The sequence below is a fragment of the Rathayibacter sp. PhB152 genome, assembly GCF_003751395.1.
Classification (GTDB): domain Bacteria; phylum Actinomycetota; class Actinomycetes; order Actinomycetales; family Microbacteriaceae; genus Rathayibacter; species Rathayibacter festucae.
Window position 1 is genome coordinate 455,179 of sequence record NZ_RJUT01000004.1, and the last position, 21,921, is coordinate 477,099.

Here is a 21,921-nt window from a genome sequence, read left to right on the forward strand (position 1 = left end):
TTCGGTCATCGTGACAGAGCGACCTGCTCCGCTCTCCTCATGGCGAGTATGCGCGACACCCCCACTCAGGGGACGAATCAGGTCAGCACCCATGCTGAATGCCGGCCCGAGTAGCGATCGGCGGGCGGGCGGTGGTTCCTGTCAGTCGCGGACGAGGACAACGAGCGCGCCGCCAACGAAGGCGAGAGGACGCGCCCAGGGGGCAGCTGCCCCGCCTCACGCCGCCGTTCTTCGGGTCCGGCGTCCTCGGTGTCGCTGTTCGCTGCGCTCGTCAGCCGAAGGGATCTTGCTGCGCCGACTCGAGGTCCGTGGCATCCGCGAAGTCAAGAAAATCGAGCGGCGGAATGTCGGTCATTTCCTCGCTCCAGGACGGACGTGCCGGCTGCATGCGACGCCTTACGAGTTCGACGAGGTTCTTGGCGCAGTCATCGGGACGGAGTGCCTGGACGTGAGTGACGGCTTGAGGCGCCCGCCTAGACGTAGTCCAGCCCGTACAAGTCTTCGTACTCGTTCTCAGCGAAACCATCACGTGAAGTCGCGGGCAGCAGTGGGGCGTCGTCGTGCTGCGCGAGGACCACCGTGCTCGCTGGCGTGACCAGCACTTCGACCTGAGCGTCCAGAACCGTGCGCAGGGAGAGGAAGGCGGGTGCGGCGCGAACGGCGTCGAGAACAGCCTGTTTCGTCTGCTCCATCGTCGCCTCCGCAGCGAGGAGATAGGTCTTGTCCGCCATCGTGACTTGCAGCATGGTTCCCCGTTCATGCCGGGGCGTCGCAACGTGAGCCGGCACTACCACGTTACGGAGCGGGGTGTCGGCGGGCGACCTCGTTGACCCGTCGGCATCCATCGAGTACGGCATGTGGAGAACTGCAGGCGTGGGACAGCTGATCGACGGACCCGGGACCGTCTACGAGATGGACGACCGAACACTCGCGCACGTGAAGCTCGCCTTGACCGCGAAGCTCCGCCGGCAGGAGAGCTTTTTGCTGTCCTGGCCGATCGGCGTGGAGCAGGGCTCCGGACGTGCCTCGCTGTGGATAGCGCCGTCGATTCCTCTGCAGTTCCGCTTCTCCGGCAGCCGGCCCCCCGTCATCAACAAGGCGTGGGTCGTCGCCATGCTCGAGACCTCCCACAACGATCGCGGGCTGGTCATTCTCACCGAGGCCGAACTCGACCGCGCGACCTCAAGCACCGGCGACTCCTCCGCCTAACGTCCTCGTCCATTCCGATCACTCGCAGGTCATCGGTCACTGTGAACGTCGCAGAAGCATGAGTCATCTGCTGCATCCAACGATCGTTGCAGGCCGCTAACACGCGCGGAGAATGACATTCAAGGCAGAATGAGTCCGAGGTGCCAAAGCGACGAGGCTACGTCCCAGTCAGGCAGTGTTTGGGATTCAACCTGCTCGATTGACGACAGGCCGCCAGCGGAAAGCCAGCGACCTGTCCCCGCCAGCGGGGTTCGGGCTGGCCCTACTGACCCTAGCCCTTTGCAGGTGTCCGGCAGGGGGGAGTGGTCATCGCAAAGGAACGCGGCAGTTTCAAAAGGTTGCCGAGTGGACGCCGAGAGGCGCGCCGGCGATCTGCGCGATCCTGGCGCGGGCGGTCGCCTCGTCCGTGAAGGCGCGGTAGTTGAGGACGAGGACTGAGAGGCCGCCGAGGGTCGCCGCGACGGCGAGACCGCGGTCGACGTTCATCGGCGCGGGCGGGGTGGGCAGTCCGAACATCCGGAAGAGGGAGTCGCCGATGGGGAGCAGGAGCGCGTCGAGGGTCTGATCGTGGATGGTCGTGACCGCGGCGATGACGAGCGCCATGAACCCGGGACGCTCGAGCCCGATCGCGGCCAGCTCCTCGACGGCTCGGCGGTCCCTCTCGGGCCCTTCCTCCACAGAGTCGACGGCGGCGAGGGCCCGTTCACCCAGCGCGACGCACTGGCTGATAGCGCGGCTGATCAGGTGCTCCTTGGACTCGAAGCGGGCGAACATCGCGGCCTTCGAGTAGCCGGTCGCGGCCGCGAGGGTTTGCATCGAGGTGCCTTTGATCCCCTGGCTGGCGAGCAGGCCGGCGGCGACGTCGAGGATCTCGACGTCGATCTCGTTTTTCGTCATCCGGATGCGGCCCACGGCCCCACTTTACAGCTTTGACCGATTCGATCTACAGTTGACCGAATCGGTCACCACGCTCCTTCGAGGTGCCGACGACCTGGAGGAACGACGACAGATGGCCGAAGCGACGAGAACAACACCGGATCACGGTCGAGGAGGGGTTGCGAAAGCGCTCTGGTCGGTGGTTCTTGTTCTCGCGCTCCTGCTGGGTGTGGCGGCTGCTGTGGTCGGCCTCGCGACGCTGGTCCCGGGGGTCGGGCTGCTGAGCATGGCAGCGGCGCTGCTGGCGCCGACGATTGCCCCGGTGCTGGCGATGCTGGGCGTCATCGCCCTCGTCGTCGGGGTCCTCGCCTTCCGCCGAGGTCTTCGGCGCACCGGCGCCGCGGCGGCGGTTCTCGGTGGGATCGGTGCGGCGACCAACATCGCCGCTGTCGTGGTCGTGGTCGCCGCGGTCGTCTCCGCCGGAGGCACGGTGAACGTCGCGACGGCGACGTTCGGGCTCTCGGCGATGGGAGCAGCGGCTCCCGACCGGACCGAGGTGTACGCGACGTCGAGCTCGGGGGAGGACCTGTCCCTGTCCCTCTACGAACCCTCCGCCGATACCGGCGCGGCTCCGACGATCATGTTCGCGCACGGCGGCGGCTGGATCTCCGGGGAGCCCGACACGCTGAGCTCCGAGCTGCGCACCCTCGCCGATCACGGCTACCTCGTCGTGTCCGTCGAGTACCAACTCGCCACGGCGGAGAACGCGACGTGGCAGTCCGCGCCCTCGGAGGTCGCCTGCGCAGCGACCTGGATCCAGTCGAACGCGGATTCTCTCGGTGCGGACCTCGATCGCCTCGCGTTCTGGGGCGAGAGCGCTGGCGGCAACCTCGTCATCAACGTCGCCAGCGCCGCAGCGCAGGGCACCGCGGTGTCCTCGTGCGGCGGCACCGTCCCGGTGCCGGCCGCGATCGTCGCCGACTTCCCCGCAGTGGACGTGACCAGCGTCTACGAGAACACCTTCGACGTCGCCGGGATCAGCACCCGCGACTTCGCGACCAGCTACACCGGCGGCACCCCCGAGGAGTTCCCGGAGCGCTACGCCGCGGTGAACGCCGCCACCTCTCTCTCGGCCGCCGTCCCGCAGACCCTCGTGATGACCCCGATGCGCGATGACCTGATCGATCCGGCCGATCAGTTCGCCTGGGCGGACTCCGCCCGCGCCCTCGGAGTGGACGTGACGACCGTGCCGATCCCTCTCGCGAACCACGCCTACCCGCAGTTCGCGAAGAACTCCCTCGGCAGCCAGGGACACCTCAGCATCGCTGAGGCCTACCTCACCGACCGACTCCGCTAACCCCTCCCCGGCACACCCCCCGATCAAAGGAGATCCCATGTCAGCAACGCCGGCTCGCCGCGAGCCGTCCCTGAAATTCGTCGCGGTCGTCTGCGGCCTCGCCTCCTACCTCGACGCCGCAGGACTCGTGTCCACCGGCCTCGCGCTCGCGATCTTCCAGACCGAGCTCGGTATCACGGCCGACCAGTTCGGCGTCCTCATCGCCGCGCTGACCCTGTTCGTCGGACTCGGCTCCGCGATCGGCGGCAGGCTCGGTGACCGGTTCGGGCGCCGCCGCGTCTTCACCGTCACGATGGTCCTGATCATCATCGGCGCGACAATGCTGACCTTCGGCGCATCCTTTCCGCTGCTCATCGCCGGGATCATCATCATGGGCACCGGGATCGGAGCGGACCTCCCCGTCTCGCTCGCGACCATCTCCGAAGCCGCCACCGAGCGCAACCGCGGCGGCGCGGTCGTCTTCTCGCACGTGCTCTGGACCGCAGGCATCCTGGTCACTCTCGCGATCTCGACCGCCGTCGGCAACCTCGGCCTCATCGCGGGGCAGATCCTGTTCGGCCAGATCGCCGTCATCGCCGTCATCGTGCTGATCCTGCGCCTGCTGATCCCCGAGTCCACCCTCTGGCTGCAGACCCGCGGCATCAGCACGATCACCGCCGACCGCACCCGCGTCCGCGACCTCTTCCGCGGCTCCTACCTCGTCCCGTTCCTGGTCCTCGCCGTCTCCTACTCACTGCTCGCGATCGGCGCCGGCACCCTGGGCGGCTTCGGCGCCTTCATCGCCGTCAACCTCGCCGGCGTCGACGTCGCCCTGTTCTCGGCCGTGCTCCTGGGAATCTCTGTCCTCGCGATCGGCGCGACGCTCTGGTTCATGCGCGTCGTCGACACCCGCTGGCGAATGACCTACTTCGCCGTCGGCGCCGTGATGATGACCGCCGGCTACGCCCTCGTCGCGATCCTCGGCTTCAGCCTGCCCACCCTCATCGCCGGGACCCTGCTGAGCAACATCGGCATGTGCTTCGCCTTCGAGACGCTCCTGAAAGTCTGGATGCAGGAGTCCTTCCCCACCCAGCTGCGCAGCACCGCACAGGGCACGATCATGGCCATCGCCCGACTGATCCCCGTCCTCGTGCAGGTCGTGACCCCCTCCCTGCTCCTCGCGAACGGACAGCTCTTCTACGCCGGCCTCGCCGTGATCACCGCGCTCTCCGTCACCCTGCTCTGGTTCACCTTCCGCCACCGCAGCCGCAGCGAATTCTCCATCGAGGAGCAGCTCCTGCACGCCGGCAGCCGCGACGAGGCGGCCACCCGATGACCGCCGACCACCAGACCGCGACCACCACTCGCGGCACCGCCGAACCCGCGTTCCAGACCGAGGAGCGCAGCATCCCCGGCCCGCACGGCGACATCCCCGTGCGCCTGTACCTCCCCATGACGCCCCTCCCCGAGCCGATCGGACTCGTGTGGTGTCACGGCGGAGCGTTCGTCTACGGGGGACTCGACACCGCCGAGAGCGACACCACAGCCTCCCGGCTCGCCGAAGCCGGCATCGCCGTCGTCGCCGTCGACTACCGCCTCGCCCCCGTCCCGCAGTGGGCGCTCGACCTCGGCGCCGAGCCCGGACGAGGCGAGTCGCACTTCCCCGTGGCCAGTCACGAAGTCGACACCGTCCTCGCCTGGGCAGACGACGCGCTGCGCCCCCTCAGCCCTCAGGGCTGGGCGCTCGGCGGCGCCAGCGCCGGCGGCGCACTCACCGCCGGAGCAGCCGTGCGCCTGCGCGACCAGGGCGCCACCGCACCCTCACGCCTCGTCCTCGTCTGCCCCCTGCTGCACCACTCCCTCCCCGAAGCCTCTCCCGAGCTCGCCACCCGACTCGAGCAGATGCCACCGACCGCGGGGATACCGCTCACCCCTGACGTGGTCGACCTCATCGCCCTCAACTACGTCGGCAACGCACCCGACGTTCTCCACGACCCCTACGCCTTCCCCGGCGGACACGACCTCACCGGACTCCCGCCGACGCTGATCATCGACTGCGACATCGACACCGTCCGCGCCTCCGGAGAAGCCTTCGCCACCGAACTCGCCTCGGCCGGCGTCGATGTGGAATCGGTCGTGGAGGCGGGCACCATTCACGGGCACCTCGACGATCCGTCACTGCCGAGCGCGCGACGCACAGCTGACCGGATCATCGCCTGGCTGAGTCGGTGAGCTCTGCGGTCGTCATCGGCCGGCGTAGGACCGTTCCGTAGAGGGACGGCTGATCGGAACGCTTCTCAGCCGGTGGTGTCGATGTCCTTGTTGCGGGGGAGGTCGAGCATCGGGTAGCGGGCGACGGTTGCGCGGATCTGCTTCTGTCGCGTGCCTGGGTCGCCCCACACGATGTCGAGCTGAGTTCCGAGGGTGGTGTGGCGGACGTCGAGGAGGGCGAGGGAGATCATCGAGTGGTAGCTGCTGCTGAAGATGCGGCCGCTGCTGGTCCCGACGAGCTCGCCGTCGAGGAGCACGTCGTCGGTGTGGACGACGCTGTTGTCTCCGGTCCAGATCGGGTTCGCTGCGAGGTCCATGAAGGGATGCTCGTGGCCCGACCGGAACTGGGAGGCGAAGACGTCGGTGACGTCGTCCGGGTTCCAGATGAGGGTGACGGGTGTGCGCTGCGCTGATGTGTTCTCGAGGGCGGCCCGGCCGGTGAAGTCGTGGTCGTAGGTAATGAGGTGACCCCAGCCGAGCTCGAGGGGAGTCGCGTACCGCTTGGACGGGTCGGTGCCGGCGCTGCCGGGAAGTGAGGAGAAGGCGGTGTTCGCGGTGACGCCCATCCAGTCGAGGAAGTCGGGGTCATCGGTCCAGGCCGGGAGGAAGTGGAGGAACGACTGGGCGAATCCATTCTCGGTGTGGTTCATCCCGTAGGCGCGCAGCCCGAGCTTCACGATCCCGAGCGGGCGGCCGGCGTCGTGGAGCGCCTGGTAGACGGCTGGGGCATCCGAGGCGTCGCCGTGCACCTCGTAGGCGAGAGTGCCGGCGACGCCCAGCCGGTAGATCCGAACCTGCAGGAGGACGCCGGTTTCGGGGTGGGGGATGGTCGCGGGTCGGTGCCAGATGAAGGGCAGGTCGGAGAAGTCCTCGCCGGTCGCGGCTTCGATGACGTCGAGGGAGCGGGGTCCGCCGACTTGGTGGAGGAACACCTGTCCGGTGAGGTCGGTGCCGGTGACGTCGTAGCGGCCGGAGGCAATGAGGTAGTCGAGGTAGGGCGTGAGGAAGTAGCTGATGTACTCCTGCTCGCCCACTCGCAGAACGGTGCCGTCGGCCATGATCCGGCCGGCGGTGTTGCAGAGCACGGCCTGCTTGGACGCGCCGATCGAGAAGCGGGTGAAGTCGTTGATGCACGCGTCCCGGAGCAGGCGGAGAGCGTCAGGTCCGGTGAGGCGGTGGGGCATCGGCGGGTTCAGGCCTGCATGGAGGTAGGCGGTGCGCTTCCAGGACTCCTCCTCGGTGCGGAAGTCGCTGAACTCGTACGGGGTGAAGCTGCCCAGCGAGCTGCTGTAGAGAGCGACGGTCGGGTCGAAGGGGAGGTAGGGGCTGTGTTGCGGGGGGCCGGCGTTGGTCATCGGATGCTCCGGTGGTCCTCTCGAGAGGTGACCTGCGGGGTGTTCGTGCTGCTCGCCTGCGGAGTTGCTCGCGGAGTGAGACGTCCGGTTCGCCGAAGCGCCAGCTCCAGCGGGATGGTCACGAGCGGGGGGATAGCGGCGATCAGGGCGATGGCGGTAAGGCGCCAGGTCCATCGCAGGGTGATCGCGGTGATGATGGCGACGGCCGCGTAGACGAGGAACATGCCGCCGTGCAGGGCGCCGAAGATGCTGACTCCGACGTCGGTGGTCTTGGTGACGTACTTCAGGAGCATGCCCACGAGCAGGCCCGCCCAGGTGAACGCCTCCAGGATCGCGGCGATGATGAAGATGCGGCTGATCCAGGGGAGGCGAGCGGGGTCACTCATCGAAGGCATCCCGTCCGGTGTCGGAGTCGGTGAAGCGCGCGGCGAGCAGGTCCGCGAGGCGGCCGCGAACGACGGGGTCCAGAGGCCGGTCCGCCAGGGATTCGTACGCCCACAACCCGTCTGCGGCCAGGCGCGTGATGAAGCGCTCGAGCGTCCGCTCGTCGGCGTCCGCTGCGGGTGGCGCGGGAGTCCACCGCTCGAGAACCGCGTTCCAAGGGGCGGCGTGCTCGGCCGTCGTCGCGCCCTCGAGCATCATCAGCAGCTCCGCACGGGTCGAGCTCTGCGTCGCCGCACGGGCGTAACCCTGCAGCTTCTGCGTCTCGGTGGCCTCGTCGGCGCCGACGTCGATCGCGGCAGCCATGCTCGCCTCCCACTCGTCGGCGAGGCGCTGGTGCACGGCGAGGATCAGCGCCTCGCGGGAGGGGAAATGGTAGACGAGGCCGCCCTTGGTCAGGCCGGCTTCCGCGGCGACCGTGTCATAGGTGACGCTGCCGACACCGTCGCGCTGAACGACGCGCGCAGCGGCATCCAGGATCTGCGTGCGCTTGCTCTCTCTCATGCTGTTCCGCTCTCTCCGTGACGTGTCGGTCACACCCACACCTCAAACTATACCTTTTGTACGGTAAGGTTGTGAACGAAGCGCGCGCTTCCAGGAACCGAGGTAGGACATTGAATTCACGCAAGCGCTGGGCTGTTCTCGCCACCGTGGCGGCAGGGCTGCTGTTGATCAGCCTCGACAACTCGATCCTCTACACCGCGCTCCCGACGCTGGTGGACGAGCTCGGCGCGACCAGCTCCGAGAGTCTGTGGATCATCAACGCGTACCCGGTCGTCATGGCCGGTCTCCTGCTGGGGGCGGGGACGCTAGGGGATCGTGTCGGGCACCGTCGCATGTTCCTCATCGGTCTGGTCGTCTTCGGCGCCGCTTCGCTCGCCGCCGCGTTCTCTCCGACTCCGGAGTTCCTGATCGCCTCACGCGCCGTTCTCGCCGTCGGTGCGGCGGCGATGATGCCGGCGACGCTGGCCCTCATCCGGTTGACCTTCGAGGACGAGCGAGAGCGGAACATCGGCATCGGGGTGTGGGGCAGCATGGCCGTCGTGGGAAGTTCCCTCGGGCCGATTCTCAGTGGTCTGCTGCTCTCGCAGTTCTCCTGGGGGTCCGTGTTCCTGGTCAACGTGCCCGTCGTCATCGCAGCGTTCATCGCGACGGTCCTCCTCGCTCCGCACAACGACGCGGATCCGACGAAGAAGTGGGATCTGCTCTCCTCGGTGCTGGCGCTGGTCGCTCTGGTCGCTCTGGTCATCACCATCAAGGAGACCGCGAAAGTCGACAGCTCCGTGTGGGTGATCGTGGTCGCCCTGACCATCGCGATCGTCGGCGCGGTGCTGTTCGTGCGACGCCAGGCCGTCCTCCCGTATCCGCTCCTGGTGTTCAGCATCTTCCGCAACCCGGCGTTCCTCGCGGGCACGCTCGCCGCAGGGTTCGCGATGTTCACGGTCGCCGGCGTCCAGCTCGTCACCACGCAGCGATTCCAGCTCGTAGAGGGATTCACTCCACTCGAGGCGGGACTGATGGTCGCGGCGATCGCGGCAGGTTCCCTGCCGACCTCGATCCTCGGCGGCGCGTTCGTCCACCGCACCGGCCTGCTGCCCCTGGTCAGCGGTGGCCTCGGAACTGCGCTGCTCGGCGTCACTGTCGCGGTCGTCTCGTTCGATTCCGCGGTGCCGATCTTCGTCGCTGGACTCGTCCTGACGGGTCTGGGCCTGGGGGCGACGATGTCGGTCGCGTCTGCGGCGATCATCGGCAACGTGCCCGCGAGTCGCGCGGGAATGGCGTCCTCCATCGAGGAGGTCTCCTACGAGTTCGGCAACCTCACCGCCGTCGCCCTCCTGGGGAGCCTGGCGACCGCCGTCTTCACGACCACTCTGCAGCTGCCGAACGGGGCCGATGGGGCGGCCCGGGACAGCATCGACAGCGCTCTGACCGTCGCCGAGCAGAACCCCGCGATCAGGGACGCCCTCGTGCAGGCAGCGGGACAGGCGTACGACGGCGGCTACACCGCCGTCATGATCGTCGTCGCCGTGGTCCTCGCCCTCGGCGCCGTCACCACCGGGGTCCTGCTGCGCCGTCACGGCCCAGGGTCCGACGTCGTCACCGATCACCAGCAGGAGCCGGCCCGCACCGGGAGCAGCTCCGAAACTCTGACCCCGTGACGAGCGTCCGGACGGCGACAGCCAGTCGAGAAAGACGGTGACGGAAATGGGTCTGCTCTCTCTCGGCGCGCTGCTGTTCTCGCTGGCAGGGCAGGTGGTGCTCGATCGGAAGTACTCCTTGACCTTCTGGCGCGACCCAACGAAAGCGACCTGGGTCATGGCCCTGGGAATAGCGTTCTTCCTCGTCTGGGATGTCGTCGGGATCGGACTCGGCATCTTCTTCCGCGGCACCACGACAGTGATGACCGGTGTCCTCCTCGCCCCCGAGCTCCCCCTGGAGGAACCCTTCTTCCTGGCACTGATGTGCTACGTGACCCTGAACGTCCTCGGCTGGATCTCGCGACGCGAACAAGCCGCCTCATGACGTATCTCGCGCTCAACACCGTGTTCTTCCTCCCCATCGTCGCCGCGCTCCTGCTCGCCTGCATCCACCGTCGACGAGCGCTCCCCTCCAGGCGAGCGCTCGCCATCGCCCTCGTCCTGCTCATCATGGACACCGCGGTGTTCGACAACGTGCTCATCGCCGCAGGAATCGTCGACTACAACCCCGATCTGATCCTCGGGCTCCGACTCTGGCTGGCCCCCATCGAGGACTTCGCCTACTCCGTCGGAGCATGCCTGCTCCTGCCAGCGCTCTGGGCACTGATCCCGAGCCGCCGCGATCGGAACGACCACCCGACAGCCGCGCCACCTCCACTGGAGACAGGCAGGCGCGCGCCTTCCAACCTGACCACTTCACGAACGCTACGAAGGAGATCCTCTTGACCACCTCGACAGTCCTCGTCACCGGAGCGACCGGCAAGACCGGCCGCCGCCTGGTGCCCCTGCTGCGCGCAGCAGGCCACACCGTCCGCGAAGGATCCAGACGCGCCGCGACCCCGTTCGACTGGGACGACACCGCGACCTGGCCGGCCGCACTCGCAGACATCGACGCGGTCTACGTCGTCCTCCCGGACCTGGGAAGCGCCTCCACCGTCGATCAGGTCCGCTCCTTCGCGCGAGCAGCCTCCGCGGCGGGCGTGAGAACCGCGGTCATGGTGTCCTTCCCTGATACCGGCGGAATGGAAACGGACGTCGTCGCGACCACGGAACAGCAGTTCACCGACGCGGGCCTCGCATTGACGGTCCTGCGTCTTCGCTGGTTCAACCAGAACTTCAGCGAGGACTTCCTCACCGACTCCGTTCGTCAGGGAGTCCTGCGACTACCGGCCGGATCCGGGAGGGAGGCGTTCGTCGACGCCGACGACATCGCCGAGGTCGCCCTGGCCGCACTCACCGAGACGACGCGGATCGGACGCTCCTACGACCTCACCGGTCCTCGAAGCCTGTCCTTCCACGACATCGCCGACGAGCTCTCCCGCGCGACAGGACGAAGCATCCGCTACGAACCCATCAGCACCGACACCTACATCGAAGAGCAGCAGGCGACGGGTGTGCCCGAGGAATTCGCGCAGATGCTCGCAGCTCTCTACAACCAGATCGGCACCGGAGCGCTCGATCACACGTCCGAGGACATCGATTCAGTGCTCGGCCGCCCCGCCCGCGACTTCCGCGACTACGCCGACGCCACCGCAGCCACCGGAGTGTGGAACGAATAGGCCAGGAACACTGAAGGTCGGCCGCGTGAACGCGGCCGACCTTCAGTGTCGGTTCTCGAGGGCGGTTCTCAGAGGTCGATCTTCTCGTTGCCCGCCTGCAGCGTCTCGCCGGTCACCTTGGACTTCACGAACGAGACGAGTGCGGACACCTTGCCGCCCGGGGTGTCCCAGTACTCGGCGCTTTCGGCAGTGAACTTGACCAGGCCCACGTTCGGATCCGTCGGTCCGTCGGGGAACCACGCTTCCACACGCGAATTCCAGAGGTCTTCGAGCTTCGCGTGGTCATCGACCACGGTCGCGGTACCAGCCAAGGACACCCAGGAGTCGTTCGAGCTGAAGGTCACCCCGACCTTGTTCGTCGCTCGCAGATGCTCGACCGCTGAGGAGTCGAGGCCGATGATGAACCAGAGATCCCCATCGAACTCACTCTCCTGCACGGTCATGGGATGACCGACGATGTTCTGACCCGGGTCGATCGTCGACAGCATCGCGAACTGGAAGTCCTTCAACAGCTTCGCAAGAGTGTCAATTTCTTCGGTGCGACTCACCACAGTGTTCCTCTCATCTCGTCCCACATGCATCGAACTCATCAATGACCTCGACGGGACGAAAGCGACCCTACTCGCGAGGGCTCGCGGCTATTCACGGCGGACGACTCGGGAAAATGATGCACTTTCTCAGCAACGTGGTGCCCACTTCAAGAGCGGATGGCCGTCCGAGATCAATCGAGGTTCCTTTCGCCGTTCCGATGGTGAGTGGCAGCAATCGGGCACGCCTGGTGTGCGCTTCCTAAAGGCGCGGGTGCGCCGAGCGCTGCTACCGGCGGCGGTGCCGGGCGACCGCGTCGGTGTTTCCGCATCGCGCGGAGCAGTAGCGCTGCCGGCCCGCTCGGGACTCGTCGACGAAGACCTGCTCGCAGTGCTCCCGCGCGCAGACGCCCATCCGCCGTCCGGCTGCCCAGGAGAGGAAGAAAGCCAGGCCGCCCGTCGTCACCGACCGCACTCGCGTCACCACGTCGCTGTCGTCGGGCACGAGGTGCAGGTGTGGCGGCATGCCGTCGTGGGTCGCGACGACGAGCGACCCCGCCACCGTCGCGAGCAGCTCGTTCACCTCGTCGCAGCGCTCCTGTACGTCGGGCGCGGTGAAGACGGCGCGCAGTCGCTGTGCCCACCCGCGCAGCTCCTCGCCCTCGAAGGACGTCAGTGCGGGCTCGCGGACGCCGTGCTCGCGGAGCAGCGGCTCGATCGCGTCGTTGGAGCGGGCGTTCACGAGCGAGGCGGCCAGACGGGGGCCGACCTGGTGCCGGTGGTCGAAGGACATGCCGCGACTGTAATGGTTGAACGCCTCCGATGGCTTACGCGAGCATCGCATCATGCATGAGCACACCTGGATCCCTCTCTCCTCTCACGTCGTCAGCGACGGGTGGCTGACCTATCTGCTCTGCTCCTGCGGATCCCGCGCGATGGAACTCGCCCCGCACGCCCCTTCTCAGGTCGTCATTGCAACCAGAGGGCGCCCGTAACGACACCTAGATCCACGGGCGAGATCGCGCCCCCACTCAGGAGCTATGCGATTGACGCCGCAAACAGATTTCAGCGCGATGCCCTGCAACCCACCCGTCCCGTAAAGGGATCGTTCTGTGGGTCATTCTCGATGGAGGGGAACCTTCCTGGCGGTCCCGGACACTTCAGGTATGAGCATCCCCGCAAGCGACGCCGATGAGTGGCGCGCGGCCCGATCGGGAGACGGCGAAGCGTTCGCGCGCGTCTTCGACCGGCACCAGTCCCGGGTCTTCCGTCACAGCCTCGCGCTCGTGCCGAGCATCGATGACGCGCAGGACGTGGTGGGGATCACGTTCCTCGAGGCGTGGCGGAAGCGCGCGAGTGTGCGCTTCGTGAAGGGGTCGCTGCTGCCGTGGCTGCTGGTGACCGCGACGCACTCCTCGCGTAACGTCTCCCGGTCGGCTCGCCGGTACCGAGCCCTCCTCGAGCGGGTTCCCCGATCGGAAGGGCTCGCCAGCCCGGAGGAGCTGCTCGACGAGGGCCCCGCGGTGGCTGCGCTTCGGAACCTCGCGCCGCACCATCGCGACGTGATCACCCTTTGCGTGATTGAGGGCTTGAGCGAGACCGAGGCCGGGGAGGCGCTCGGCGTGCCTCAGGGGACTATCAAGTCGCGGCTGCACCGCGCGAAGAAGGCTCTCGCCGCTCGCCTGCGAGCACCCTCCCTCCCGACGAACACGACCAGCGCGATCAGCCCGACAGGAACGAGTGGACGACGATGACATCCCCCGGACAGGACCAGACCACGGCTCTCCGCAGCCTCCTCGTCGAGACGGTCGAGCAGAGCACCGCACCCAGGCCGGCTCGGGCGCGAGGCGCGCTGATCACCGGGCTCGTCGCCGTTCCTCTCGCCGCCGCCCTGGTTCTCGGGGTCGTCGTTCTCGATCCGGGGGCGGGCAGTGCGGAGGCATCCGAGGCGCTGCGGAGCGCGGCCGATGCGACCATCACCGTCGAGGATCCGATCGTCGGTGCCGGTCAGTACCTCAAGATCACGACGGAGGCCGCTTACCTCGCCTACGAGGTCGACGCCGATGGCGACTACACCGCCTACCTCTCCCCGAGCATCACCGAGGTGTTCATTCCCGCCGACGCCGGCACCGACTGGGTGCAGCGGGTCACTGCCGAGCCGGCCACCGCGTTCTACGGCGAGGCGTCGCGAGCGGCCGCCGAGCGCGATTGGGCTTCGACCGTGCAGAGTGGAGTGGTGCAGATCACGAAGGATCCCGAGGGAGACTTCGTGCACGCCGCCGAGCTCGGCGGCGAGGTCGCCGAGGAGTCGCTGCCGACCGATCCCGGGGAGGCGCTGGCTGCGCTGCGCCGCCTCCCGTGGGGCGATGGGACCGATGCGGGTGCACTGTCGGGCGCGGCGGAGCTTCTCCGGTCCGGCACGTTGACCGGTGCCGAGCGCTCTACGCTCTACCGTGCTATGGCGATGATCCCGGGGATTCGCATCGCGGACGGGAGCGCCGTCCTCGACGGACGGACTGGCATCGCTTTCAGCCTCGACGCCGACGCGGACGTCCCCGAGATCGTCATCGACCCTGCGACAGGACTCTTCATTGGGGAGCGGACCCTCACCTCTTCCGATCAGGGCGCGATCCCTGCGGGGACCGAGCAGCAGTACACCGCCGTCACGACCCTCGTCGTCGACAGAGCACTCTGAGTCGCACGGCATCCGGATCCGCGCGTCGGCACGCGTCCCATATGGAGATCGCTGAACGGACGCGCATGCCCTGGGATCTGCTCTCAGAGCGCTCGGCTCTCTACGAGCGCTCTCGAGGGCTGTGGGGCGCTGGGGGGACCGGATCGGGTCTCCCACTTCCGCGGTGCGTCGTCGTTCTATGAACGTGTGGGGTCGCGAGGACGCCCATCGTTCGTAACGGCATCACGGATGCCGAGAGCAAGGAGGAAACCCATGCGTGGAGTGGTCATGCACACCGCCGGCGATGTTCGAGTGGAGGAGCGGGAGGACCCGACGATCGTCCACCCGACCGATGCCATCGTGAAGCTCACCGCCACGTGCATCTGCGGATCGGACCTGTGGCCCTACCGCGGGGTGGAGCCGGCGGATCATCAGGCGATGGGTCACGAGTACGCCGGCATCGTCGAGGAGGTCGGCGCGGACGTGAAGACCGTGAAGCCGGGGGACTTCGTCGTCGGCTCGTTCGTCATCTCCGACAACACGTGCGAGATCTGTCAGGCGGGCTTCCAGTCCAAGTGCGTTCACGCTGAGTTCGTGGCGTCGACCATCGGCACGCAAGCGGAGAAAGCTCGGATTCCCTACGCCGATGGGACCCTCGTCGCCACCCCGGGCCAGCCGGACGCGGACCTCATCCCGTCGCTGCTGGCCGCTTCCGACGTCCTCGGAACCGGCTGGTACGCCGCGGTCGCGGCCGAGGCCGGACCCGGTAAGACGGTGGCCGTCGTCGGCGACGGAGCAGTGGGACTGATGGCGATCCTCGCCGCGAAGCAGCTCGGTGCAGAGCGCATCATCGCCATGTCGCGGCACAAGGACCGGCAGGAGCTCGCCCGGTTCTACGGAGCGACCGACATCGTCGAGGAGCGCGGCGACGAGGGAGTGGCACGGATCAAGGAGCTCACCGGCGGCCTCGGAGCCCACTCGGTCGTGGAAGCGGTCGGCACGCAGGAGTCCTTCATGCAGGCCGTCGGCGCCACTCGCGGAGGCGGCCACCTCGGCTTCGTCGGCGTGAACTACGGCGTGCAGCTCCCCGGCATCGACCTCTTCATGGCCGGCATCCACACCCAGGGCGGGCCGGCTCCTGTCCGCCGGTTCCTGCCGGACCTGATTCAGCTGATCTGGGATCGCGCGATCGACCCGGGCAAGGTCTTCGACCTCACCCTTCCGCTCGAGCAGGCGTCTGAGGGCTACAAGGCCATGGACGAGCGCCGCGCGACGAAGGTCCTCCTCACCCTCTAGCCGCCACCGTCCCGAGGCGCCGAGGTGCCCCCCTGCAGACCTCGGCGCCTCGGCGTCCTAGCTTGGAGCGATCATGAATCGGAAGAGCGACATCCGGGAGTTCCTCATCTCCCGCCGCGGCAACCTGACGCCGGCCGACGCCGGGATCCCTGTCCTCGGCGGTGAACGCCGCGTTCCTGGTCTGCGCCGCGAGGAAGTGGCGATGCTCGCGGGAATCAGCGCGGACTACTACACCCGGCTCGAGCGAGGCGGGCTGGAAGGCGCCTCGGACAGCATCCTGAATGCGATCGCGCGTGCCTTGCACCTCGATGACGTCGAACGGGAGCACCTGTTCGATCTCGCTCGGACAGCCCCACTCGCCCTCGCGGCTCAGCACGGCGACGCCTCCTCGCCCCCCGCTGTTCGCGAGTCGGTCCAGCGCGTCCTCGACAACATGGCAGTGCCTGCCGTCGTCATCGACGCCGCCCAGTCGCTCATCGCGTCCAACCTCGCCGGCCGCGCCCTCTTCGCCCCGCACTTCGAAGCGGAGCACCCCAACCTGGCGCGCTTCATCTTCCTCGACTCCCGAGCACGAGACTTCTACGAGGACTGGTCCCTCGCCTGCAGCCTCACTGCCGCGATGCTCCGGTTCGAAGCAGGTCGAGATCCCCTGAACGCCGAACTGACAGCACTCATCGGAGACCTAGCCACGCGAAGCCCGCAGTTCCGGATCGATTGGGCCGACCGCGACGTCCACGAGCACCGCACCGGACGGAAGATCTACCGGCATCCCGCTGTCGGCGACCTCGACCTCACCTACGACGTGTTCGAGATGCCTGGCGAGAACGGGCTGTCGATCACCACCTACACCGCCGATGACGGCTCCGACACCGCGGACAGACTCACCCTCCTCAGCAGCTGGGCGGCAACAGGCGCACTCGACTGAAACCCACCTCCGGCGAGAGCAGTCGCACTCCTGCTGACCCCTGTCCTCCGCCTCGGTACAGGTGCGGAGCAACCGCTCTTCACCTTCTCTTCGTGTCCACCGTGCGGTCGGTTTCCGCCGGCGTGGTGAAGAGGGAGCCGAGGAGCTGCAGTGCGTCGTGGTCGGGGGTGCCGGGCTCGGCGGTGAGGACGGTGAGCTGAATCGCGGGGTGTCCGACGAGGTCGAGGCCGTCGAAGTGGAGCGTCATCGTGCCGACGGTGGAGTGGTGGTAGCGCTTGGTGCCGGAGTCGTGCTGCCAGACGTCGTGCCGGGCCCAGAGGTGCCGGAAGTGGTCGCTGCGGGTGGAGAGCTCGCCGACGAGGTCGTGCAGCTCCTTGCTGTGCGGGTCGCGGCCGGCCTCGGTGCGCAGCTGGGCGACGTTCATCCGTGCGGCGGCGTCCCAGTCGGGGTAGAAGAGGCGGGAGGCGGGCTCGAGGAAGAGGAAGCGGGCGAAGTTCGGCGGCTGCGTCGTCGCGGTGGTGATCAGGTCCGACATCAGGGCGCGGCCGAGGCGGTTCCCGGCGAGCAGATCGGTGCGGCCGTTCCCGATGAGGGCGGCGGCGGTGCCGACGGAGTCGAGCAGCCACTGGACGCTGGGGGAGGGGGTCCACCGGGGCGTCGGTCTCGCCCGGCTCCGGGTCGTCGGTGCGTCTCCGGCGCCGCGGGCGAGTCGGCCGAGGTGCTCGCGCTCGGCGTCGTCCATCCGCAGGGCGCGCGCCAGGCCGTCGAGGACCGCGTTGGAGGCGCCGCCGATCGCTCCCCGCTCGAGTCGGGCGTAGTACTCGACGCTGACGCCGGCCAGTGCGGCGGCCTCGCCTCGGCGCAGGCCCGGCACCCGCCGGTCCGTTCCGCGCGGGAGGCCGACCTGCTCGGGCTCGACGCGGGCGCGGCGCGACACCAGGAACTCGCGGATCTCGGATCGATCGACCATGCGGCAACAGTAGGTCGACCCTCGGCCGGAGTGGGGCGCCCTGAGAGGGCGCGTCAGCGACGGGACTCCCGGGGGCCGGCACCGAGCGGTTCGCTGGGTCGTACCGCGGAGGCAGCACAGGTCGACCACCGCGGTCACCGGCTCGATTCGACCACGGAGGCACGGATGAGACCCGCCCTGAGCACGACCGACGACCGCCAGACCGACGGCGCCCCGATCCGCCGCACGACGGGCGCGCCGTCGCGTCGCCGCCCGGGAGTCCTCCTCGGTGCTCTCGCCCAGGCGCGGCTCGTCGCGCTGCTCGCTCCGGCTCTCGCCTTCACCGTTCCGGTCCCCCTCGCCACTGCGGAGGGGACCACGATCATCATCCAGGTCGACGACTCGCCCGCCGCGCGCTCGATCGCGACCGAGCTCCCCGCCTCTCTGATGTTCGAGGACCGGATGGGCGCCGCGCTCGTCGCCGAGGACGTCGCCGTGGCGGGGGCCCTCGCCTCAGTAGAGCCGGTCGCCGACTACCGGGCGGGAGACGTCGTCTGGTCGCCGGACCGCCGCGAGCTCGTCGTCTTCACGCACGACGGCGCGGGGGTGGGCGACGCCGCGCTCGTCCGGGTCGGCACGGTCCGGTCGGGACTCGCCGATCTGCTGGACTGCGTCCGCGACTGCGACGTCACGGTGTCAGCGGTCGAGTCCGAGTCCCGATAGGGGATCGTTCACCGGTACAAAGTGGCGAAGCGGTTCTCGGGTCAGCGATCGAGCTCGATAGTCGCGAGCTGGAACACGGCGCAGCGCGGGGCGGCCGCTGCGAAGTCGTCGGGACCGGCGTTCTCGCCGGCTTCGAAGATGCGCGCGGCGACTTTGCGTCCCTGGCTGTGCTGGTGCCAGTAGGCGCGGAGGACGGGGCCGCGCTGCTCCTCGGGGAGCTCGGTGAAGGTCACGCTCTCGCGTCGTCGGCCGCGCTGGATCTCGCCCTCGCCTGCCGCGCGGACGTTCTTCACCCACTCCATCCGCTGCCCGGCGACGACGTAGCGGGCGCCCTCGAGGGTGACGATCGAGACGGGCGTGGAGCGGGGTTGCCCGCTGATGCGTCCGCGGACGGTGAGGATCCTCGGCGGTCCGGCCGGGACGCCGAGTCGGTTGAGGAGTTTCACCGCCGCGTTGCCGTACTTCAGCAGGGGCGGGAGGTCCGGTCGGTCGTTCATTCGGTGTCCTTCGGGCGGGAGTCGGTGTCGTGGGCCTGGACCGCGGTGCCGATCGCGTGGAGCACGCGCCGGGCGGTGTCGACGTCGGCCGGATCGAGGCCCGCGGCGGCGTTCCCCGCCCAGGGCGCGGCGCGGGCGGCGGCGGCGGCGAGCACGGCGTCACCCTCCGGCGTCAGGGTGACGAGCTGCGCCCGCCGGTGGTGCGGGTTGGGCTGGAAGGCCACGAAGCCGTCGCGCTCGAGGTCGTTCACGATCCGCTGGACGTTCTGCCGGGAGACGTCCAGGTCGCGGGCGAGCCACGCGACCGGCCGCGGCGCACCCGCGGCGAGGGCTCCGAGGATCTGCCAGCGCGCCGAGGTCAACCCGAGATCCGCAACGAGGCGGTCCCCGGACGCGGACAGCACGTTGCTGAGGTGGAAGACGCTGAGCACCAGATCCTGGAAGGGCGGGTCGTGCTCGGCGAGCTGCGGAGGGTGCATGCGACGAATATACGTCACCATGCTGTCAAAATGTCACGCTAGTGACGGCAAGGGAGGCGACGCGCCCGTCCCGTACGGGGGTCGTTCACCGCGTCAGGTCGACGAGCGGGGTTCACCCCGTAGGGGTGTGGATCTCGGCGCTTCGTGGCGGTGTTTTCACGGGGCTTCGTGTCGTGATGCTTCTCCCGTCGGTGGTGATGGTCAGCGGGTGGCGCGGACGCGGTCGAGGTCCGCGCGGACGGGCGCGGGTTCCTGCTCGAGCGGCAGGTTCGCTTGGTCGAGCACTCCATCGACGGATCTGGCGGGGTCCGTGTCGAGGGCGGCGAACAGGGGGCTGAGGTCGTCCTGCTCGGGGCCGCGCTCGTCGAAGAGCTCGAAGGTGCGGCCCTCGGCGGCGGGATCGGTGAGGGTGGCGACGAGGACGCGGGCGAGTTGGTCGCGCGCGATCGCACCGTCGGCGGGGGAGCCGCTGCGGCGGGTGTCGCCCTGCAGCATCAGGATCCTGCGCTCGTTCGCGTCGTTGTAGTCGAACCAGCCGGGCCGGACGATCGTGTACCGGTTGCCGCTGGCGCGGACGAGGCGTTCTCCGCGGCGCTTCCACTCTGAGCTGGGGTGGCGGACGGTGACGCCGATGGTCGTCATCAGCGCGATGCGCACCGGGCGCCCGTTCAACGCCTGGAGGACGTTGCGGACGGCGCCGTAGTTCACGGCCTCGGCGTGGGCGTTGTCGCCGTGGGTGAAGATCACCGCGTCGATCCCCTCGACCGCTTTGGTGAGGGTCGCCGCGTCGGTGAGGTCCCCGACGACGGTCTCCGCACGGGGATCCACGTCGCTGGCGCGGGACGGGGTGCGCACGAGGGCGCGGGTGCGGTGGCCTGCGGTGAGGGAGGCGGTGACGACGTGGCGGCCGACGCTGCCGGTGGCGCCGACGAGGAGGACGGTGAGGGTGGGGTCGGTCATGAGGGTGCCTTTCAGGCCAGGCCGGAGGCGGTAAGCCACCGGTCGACGTCGGTTCCGACGTCGGGGGCGCCTTGGGCGACGTCTTCGCCGCGGACGGCGAGTCCGTCGCCGAGCTGCGCACCGGGGCCGAGGCCTCGGTAGAAGGAGTCGGTGGAGCCCAGGCCGCTGACGGCGTAGGTGACGAAGGGGAGCAGCGTCTTCCCGGTGAGGCCGACGCCCTCGGCGAAGGTCGCGAGGATCGTCGGCGGCTGCACGTTCCAGATCGGGCTGCCCAGCAGCACCGTGTCGTAGCCGGTGAGGTCGGGGAGGGGGTTCGCGATCGCGGGTCGCGCGTTCGTGTCCTGCTCCTGCATGTTGCGCGCCACGGTGGGGTCGTAGCGGTCGGAGTACGGGTCGGCGGCCTCGATGCGGTAGACGTCGCAGTCGATGCGGTCGCTGATCAGGCCGGCGAGGACCTCGGTGTTGCCGACGTCGAGGGTGCGGCGGCCGCCGTTCCAGTAGTTCTCGCCCGGGCGGGAGAAGTAGGCGATCAGGATCCGGCTGCTGGGGGTGGGAGACACGGAGGTTCCTGTCGAGCTCGAAGGCGCCGGCGCGGCGGCGTCAGGCGTGGACGGGGAGGGAAGAGGTGCCGGGGTGGTGCAAGCGGCCAGCAGCCCGGCCGCGGCGGCGCTGATCGCGCCGGCCGCGGCGCTGCGCAGGAGCTGCCTGCGGGTGGGCTGGTGGACGGGCATGCCTACGCTTCGGCGCGGCCGGTGAGCCAGCGGACCATGTCGGGGTCGACGTGGGAGAAGAACAGCGACTCGCCCGCCTCGAGCTCGGCGATCTTCCCCATCTGCTCCTCGGTGAGCTCGAAGTCGAGGACGTCGAGGTTCTGCTGCATGCGCTCGGGCTTGACGGACTTGGACACGACCACGACGCCGCGCTGCACGAGCCAGCGGAGCACGACCTGAGCGACGGACTTGCCGTGCGCATCACCGATCTCGGTCAGGACGGGGTTCGTGAACAGGTCGTTCTTGCCCTCGGCGAACGGCGCCCACGCCTCGAGCTGCACACCCTCGGCGTGCAGCAGCTCCTGGTAGTCGACCTGCTGGTGGAAGGGGTTCGTCTCCATCTGGTTCACCGCGGGCACGACGTCGGCGAACGCGATGAGGTCCACGAGGCGGTCGGAGGCGAAGTTGGAGACGCCGATCGCGCGGAGCCGGCCGTCCTTGTGGGCCTGCTCGAGCGCACGCCACTCGCCGTAGTAGTCACCGAAGGGCTGGTGGATCAGGTACAGGTCGAGGTAGTCCAGGCCGAGCTTCTGCAGGGACGTGGTGATCGCCTCGCGGGCGCCCTCCTCGCCGCGGCGCTGGATCCACAGCTTCGAGGTGATGAACAGCTCCTCGCGCGGCACGCCGCTGGCGGCGATGCCGCGGCCGACAGCCTCCTCGTTGGCGTAGGAGGCGGCGGTGTCGATGAGGCGGTACCCGGCCGTGATCGCGTCCATGACGGCCTGCTCGGTGTCCTCGGCGGGGATCTGGAACACGCCGAAGCCGAGCTGCGGCATCTCAGCGCCGGTGTTCAGGGTGACGGTGGGGATGGTGCTCACGAGCGTTCCTTCCAAGAAGCGGACCGGGTGCGGTTCCGCCGGTGATCCCATCCAACAG

The 21,921-nt window shown here is 68.6% G+C and carries 26 protein-coding genes; 13 read left to right on the forward strand and 13 right to left on the reverse strand.

What is annotated here, in order from left to right; all coding sequences use genetic code 11:
- Positions 1 to 473 precede the first annotated feature (473 nt).
- On the reverse strand, positions 474 to 746 hold the full coding sequence (locus tag EDF36_RS12090) for a hypothetical protein (protein ID WP_123733178.1): 273 nt from the start codon (positions 744 to 746) through the stop codon (positions 474 to 476).
- A gap of 127 nt (positions 747 to 873) precedes the next feature.
- Between EDF36_RS12090 and EDF36_RS12095 the strand changes: the two genes are divergently transcribed.
- Positions 874 to 1,209: a hypothetical protein gene (locus tag EDF36_RS12095; RefSeq protein ID WP_123704082.1), complete on the forward strand. Its 336-nt coding sequence runs from the start codon at positions 874 to 876 to the stop codon at positions 1,207 to 1,209.
- A 330-nt stretch (positions 1,210 to 1,539) separates the two neighbouring features.
- Here the strand turns inward: EDF36_RS12095 and EDF36_RS12100 are convergent, their stop codons facing one another.
- Positions 1,540 to 2,121 (reverse strand): TetR/AcrR family transcriptional regulator, encoded by a 582-nt coding sequence (locus tag EDF36_RS12100; protein ID WP_123733179.1) that lies wholly within the window; start codon positions 2,119 to 2,121, stop codon positions 1,540 to 1,542.
- Between the two features lie 163 nt (positions 2,122 to 2,284).
- Here EDF36_RS12100 and EDF36_RS12105 point away from each other — a divergent pair, with 163 nt between their 5' ends.
- From EDF36_RS12105 to EDF36_RS12115, 3 genes are read left to right on the forward strand one after another with little or no spacing between them, the layout of a single operon-like run.
- Positions 2,285 to 3,442: an alpha/beta hydrolase gene (locus EDF36_RS12105; protein ID WP_148060028.1), complete on the forward strand. Its 1,158-nt coding sequence runs from the start codon at positions 2,285 to 2,287 to the stop codon at positions 3,440 to 3,442.
- Between the two features lie 37 nt (positions 3,443 to 3,479).
- The gene (locus EDF36_RS12110) at positions 3,480 to 4,757 is read left to right on the forward strand and encodes an MFS transporter (protein ID WP_123733181.1); all 1,278 of its coding nucleotides are present in this window, start codon (positions 3,480 to 3,482) and stop codon (positions 4,755 to 4,757) included.
- The gene (locus EDF36_RS12115; protein WP_123733182.1) at positions 4,754 to 5,653 is read left to right on the forward strand and encodes an alpha/beta hydrolase; all 900 of its coding nucleotides are present in this window, start codon (positions 4,754 to 4,756) and stop codon (positions 5,651 to 5,653) included. Before EDF36_RS12110 ends, EDF36_RS12115 begins: the two co-directional genes overlap by 4 nt.
- 65 nt (positions 5,654 to 5,718) lie before the next feature.
- Here the strand turns inward: EDF36_RS12115 and EDF36_RS12120 are convergent, their stop codons facing one another.
- Genes EDF36_RS12120 through EDF36_RS12130 form a run of 3 tightly spaced genes read right to left on the reverse strand, consistent with a single transcriptional unit; the run spans position 5,719 to position 8,025 of the window.
- On the reverse strand, positions 5,719 to 7,047 hold the full coding sequence (locus tag EDF36_RS12120) for an aminomethyltransferase family protein (RefSeq protein ID WP_123704072.1): 1,329 nt from the start codon (positions 7,045 to 7,047) through the stop codon (positions 5,719 to 5,721).
- The gene (locus EDF36_RS12125; protein WP_185020453.1) at positions 7,044 to 7,433 is read right to left on the reverse strand and encodes a DUF3817 domain-containing protein; all 390 of its coding nucleotides are present in this window, start codon (positions 7,431 to 7,433) and stop codon (positions 7,044 to 7,046) included. Before EDF36_RS12125 ends, EDF36_RS12120 begins: the two co-directional genes overlap by 4 nt.
- Entirely contained in the window at positions 7,426 to 8,025 is a 600-nt protein-coding gene (locus tag EDF36_RS12130; RefSeq protein WP_260300693.1) for a TetR/AcrR family transcriptional regulator, read from the reverse strand. The genes EDF36_RS12125 and EDF36_RS12130 overlap by 8 nt, the downstream gene beginning before the upstream one ends.
- A 77-nt stretch (positions 8,026 to 8,102) precedes the next feature.
- Here EDF36_RS12130 and EDF36_RS12135 point away from each other — a divergent pair, with 77 nt between their 5' ends.
- Genes EDF36_RS12135 through EDF36_RS12150 form a run of 4 tightly spaced genes read left to right on the forward strand, consistent with a single transcriptional unit; the run spans position 8,103 to position 11,245 of the window.
- Positions 8,103 to 9,647, forward strand: coding sequence for an MFS transporter (locus tag EDF36_RS12135; protein ID WP_123733184.1), 1,545 nt, complete (start codon positions 8,103 to 8,105; stop codon positions 9,645 to 9,647).
- Between the two features lie 46 nt (positions 9,648 to 9,693).
- Positions 9,694 to 10,011, forward strand: coding sequence for a lycopene cyclase domain-containing protein (locus tag EDF36_RS12140; RefSeq protein WP_123704836.1), 318 nt, complete (start codon positions 9,694 to 9,696; stop codon positions 10,009 to 10,011).
- Positions 10,008 to 10,412 (forward strand): lycopene cyclase domain-containing protein, encoded by a 405-nt coding sequence (locus EDF36_RS12145; RefSeq protein WP_123733185.1) that lies wholly within the window; start codon positions 10,008 to 10,010, stop codon positions 10,410 to 10,412. The genes EDF36_RS12140 and EDF36_RS12145 overlap by 4 nt, the downstream gene beginning before the upstream one ends.
- Positions 10,409 to 11,245 carry an NmrA family NAD(P)-binding protein gene (locus tag EDF36_RS12150; protein ID WP_123733186.1) on the forward strand — a complete coding sequence of 279 codons (837 nt, stop codon included), beginning with the start codon at positions 10,409 to 10,411 and terminating at the stop codon, positions 11,243 to 11,245. Before EDF36_RS12145 ends, EDF36_RS12150 begins: the two co-directional genes overlap by 4 nt.
- A gap of 68 nt (positions 11,246 to 11,313) precedes the next feature.
- Here the strand turns inward: EDF36_RS12150 and EDF36_RS12155 are convergent, their stop codons facing one another.
- Both EDF36_RS12155 and EDF36_RS12160 read right to left on the reverse strand, forming a co-directional pair.
- Positions 11,314 to 11,793 (reverse strand): pyridoxamine 5'-phosphate oxidase family protein, encoded by a 480-nt coding sequence (locus EDF36_RS12155; protein WP_260300694.1) that lies wholly within the window; start codon positions 11,791 to 11,793, stop codon positions 11,314 to 11,316.
- A gap of 268 nt (positions 11,794 to 12,061) precedes the next feature.
- Complete coding sequence (locus tag EDF36_RS12160) at positions 12,062 to 12,565, reverse strand: CGNR zinc finger domain-containing protein (RefSeq protein WP_123733188.1); 504 nt, start codon at positions 12,563 to 12,565, stop codon at positions 12,062 to 12,064.
- A 373-nt stretch (positions 12,566 to 12,938) separates the two neighbouring features.
- Between EDF36_RS12160 and EDF36_RS12165 the strand changes: the two genes are divergently transcribed.
- From EDF36_RS12165 to EDF36_RS12180, 4 genes are all read left to right on the forward strand, one after another.
- On the forward strand, positions 12,939 to 13,526 hold the full coding sequence (locus EDF36_RS12165) for an RNA polymerase sigma factor (RefSeq protein ID WP_123704058.1): 588 nt from the start codon (positions 12,939 to 12,941) through the stop codon (positions 13,524 to 13,526).
- Entirely contained in the window at positions 13,523 to 14,467 is a 945-nt protein-coding gene (locus EDF36_RS12170) for a hypothetical protein (protein ID WP_123733189.1), read from the forward strand. Before EDF36_RS12165 ends, EDF36_RS12170 begins: the two co-directional genes overlap by 4 nt.
- Before the next feature lie 252 nt (positions 14,468 to 14,719).
- A complete protein-coding gene (locus tag EDF36_RS12175; protein WP_221181646.1) occupies positions 14,720 to 15,742 on the forward strand; it encodes a zinc-dependent alcohol dehydrogenase family protein in 1,023 nt (340 codons plus the stop codon).
- Positions 15,743 to 15,815: 73 nt separating this feature from the next.
- On the forward strand, positions 15,816 to 16,667 hold the full coding sequence (locus EDF36_RS12180) for a helix-turn-helix transcriptional regulator (protein ID WP_123733190.1): 852 nt from the start codon (positions 15,816 to 15,818) through the stop codon (positions 16,665 to 16,667).
- 79 nt (positions 16,668 to 16,746) lie between these two features.
- Here EDF36_RS12180 and EDF36_RS12185 read toward each other — a convergent pair whose 3' ends face one another.
- Positions 16,747 to 17,637: a helix-turn-helix transcriptional regulator gene (locus EDF36_RS12185; protein WP_123733191.1), complete on the reverse strand. Its 891-nt coding sequence runs from the start codon at positions 17,635 to 17,637 to the stop codon at positions 16,747 to 16,749.
- Positions 17,638 to 17,802: 165 nt separating this feature from the next.
- Between EDF36_RS12185 and EDF36_RS12190 the strand changes: the two genes are divergently transcribed.
- On the forward strand, positions 17,803 to 18,339 hold the full coding sequence (locus EDF36_RS12190) for a cyclophilin-like fold protein (protein ID WP_123733192.1): 537 nt from the start codon (positions 17,803 to 17,805) through the stop codon (positions 18,337 to 18,339).
- A 41-nt stretch (positions 18,340 to 18,380) separates the two neighbouring features.
- Here EDF36_RS12190 and EDF36_RS12195 read toward each other — a convergent pair whose 3' ends face one another.
- The 5 genes from EDF36_RS12195 to EDF36_RS12215 all read right to left on the reverse strand — a co-directional run bounded on the left by EDF36_RS12195 (position 18,381) and on the right by EDF36_RS12215 (position 21,854).
- A complete protein-coding gene (locus EDF36_RS12195) occupies positions 18,381 to 18,836 on the reverse strand; it encodes a nitroreductase family deazaflavin-dependent oxidoreductase (RefSeq protein WP_123704047.1) in 456 nt (151 codons plus the stop codon).
- Entirely contained in the window at positions 18,833 to 19,315 is a 483-nt protein-coding gene (locus EDF36_RS12200; protein ID WP_123733193.1) for a MarR family winged helix-turn-helix transcriptional regulator, read from the reverse strand. Before EDF36_RS12200 ends, EDF36_RS12195 begins: the two co-directional genes overlap by 4 nt.
- A gap of 201 nt (positions 19,316 to 19,516) precedes the next feature.
- Positions 19,517 to 20,275 carry an SDR family oxidoreductase gene (locus tag EDF36_RS12205; RefSeq protein ID WP_123733194.1) on the reverse strand — a complete coding sequence of 253 codons (759 nt, stop codon included), beginning with the start codon at positions 20,273 to 20,275 and terminating at the stop codon, positions 19,517 to 19,519.
- A gap of 11 nt (positions 20,276 to 20,286) precedes the next feature.
- Positions 20,287 to 20,835, reverse strand: a complete 549-nt coding sequence (locus tag EDF36_RS12210) for a flavodoxin (protein ID WP_260300695.1) — start codon at positions 20,833 to 20,835, stop codon at positions 20,287 to 20,289.
- Positions 20,836 to 21,008: 173 nt separating this feature from the next.
- Positions 21,009 to 21,854 (reverse strand): aldo/keto reductase, encoded by an 846-nt coding sequence (locus EDF36_RS12215; RefSeq protein ID WP_123704832.1) that lies wholly within the window; start codon positions 21,852 to 21,854, stop codon positions 21,009 to 21,011.
- Positions 21,855 to 21,921: the final 67 nt, after the last annotated feature.

Coding starts and splice junctions, on each gene's coding strand:
- EDF36_RS12090 (WP_123733178.1), bottom strand. CDS start 746: ATGCTGCAAGTCACGATGGCGGACAAGACCTATCTCCTCGCTGCGGAG.
- EDF36_RS12110 (WP_123733181.1), top strand. CDS start 3,480: ATGTCAGCAACGCCGGCTCGCCGCGAGCCGTCCCTGAAATTCGTCGCG.
- EDF36_RS12115 (WP_123733182.1), top strand. CDS start 4,754: ATGACCGCCGACCACCAGACCGCGACCACCACTCGCGGCACCGCCGAA.
- EDF36_RS12120 (WP_123704072.1), bottom strand. CDS start 7,047: ATGACCAACGCCGGCCCCCCGCAACACAGCCCCTACCTCCCCTTCGAC.
- EDF36_RS12125 (WP_185020453.1), bottom strand. CDS start 7,433: ATGAGTGACCCCGCTCGCCTCCCCTGGATCAGCCGCATCTTCATCATC.
- EDF36_RS12140 (WP_123704836.1), top strand. CDS start 9,694: ATGGGTCTGCTCTCTCTCGGCGCGCTGCTGTTCTCGCTGGCAGGGCAG.
- EDF36_RS12145 (WP_123733185.1), top strand. CDS start 10,008: ATGACGTATCTCGCGCTCAACACCGTGTTCTTCCTCCCCATCGTCGCC.
- EDF36_RS12160 (WP_123733188.1), bottom strand. CDS start 12,565: ATGTCCTTCGACCACCGGCACCAGGTCGGCCCCCGTCTGGCCGCCTCG.
- EDF36_RS12165 (WP_123704058.1), top strand. CDS start 12,939: ATGAGCATCCCCGCAAGCGACGCCGATGAGTGGCGCGCGGCCCGATCG.
- EDF36_RS12170 (WP_123733189.1), top strand. CDS start 13,523: ATGACATCCCCCGGACAGGACCAGACCACGGCTCTCCGCAGCCTCCTC.
- EDF36_RS12175 (WP_221181646.1), top strand. CDS start 14,720: ATGCGTGGAGTGGTCATGCACACCGCCGGCGATGTTCGAGTGGAGGAG.
- EDF36_RS12180 (WP_123733190.1), top strand. CDS start 15,816: ATGAATCGGAAGAGCGACATCCGGGAGTTCCTCATCTCCCGCCGCGGC.
- EDF36_RS12185 (WP_123733191.1), bottom strand. CDS start 17,637: ATGGTCGATCGATCCGAGATCCGCGAGTTCCTGGTGTCGCGCCGCGCC.
- EDF36_RS12190 (WP_123733192.1), top strand. CDS start 17,803: ATGAGACCCGCCCTGAGCACGACCGACGACCGCCAGACCGACGGCGCC.
- EDF36_RS12195 (WP_123704047.1), bottom strand. CDS start 18,836: ATGAACGACCGACCGGACCTCCCGCCCCTGCTGAAGTACGGCAACGCG.
- EDF36_RS12200 (WP_123733193.1), bottom strand. CDS start 19,315: ATGCACCCTCCGCAGCTCGCCGAGCACGACCCGCCCTTCCAGGATCTG.
- EDF36_RS12205 (WP_123733194.1), bottom strand. CDS start 20,275: ATGACCGACCCCACCCTCACCGTCCTCCTCGTCGGCGCCACCGGCAGC.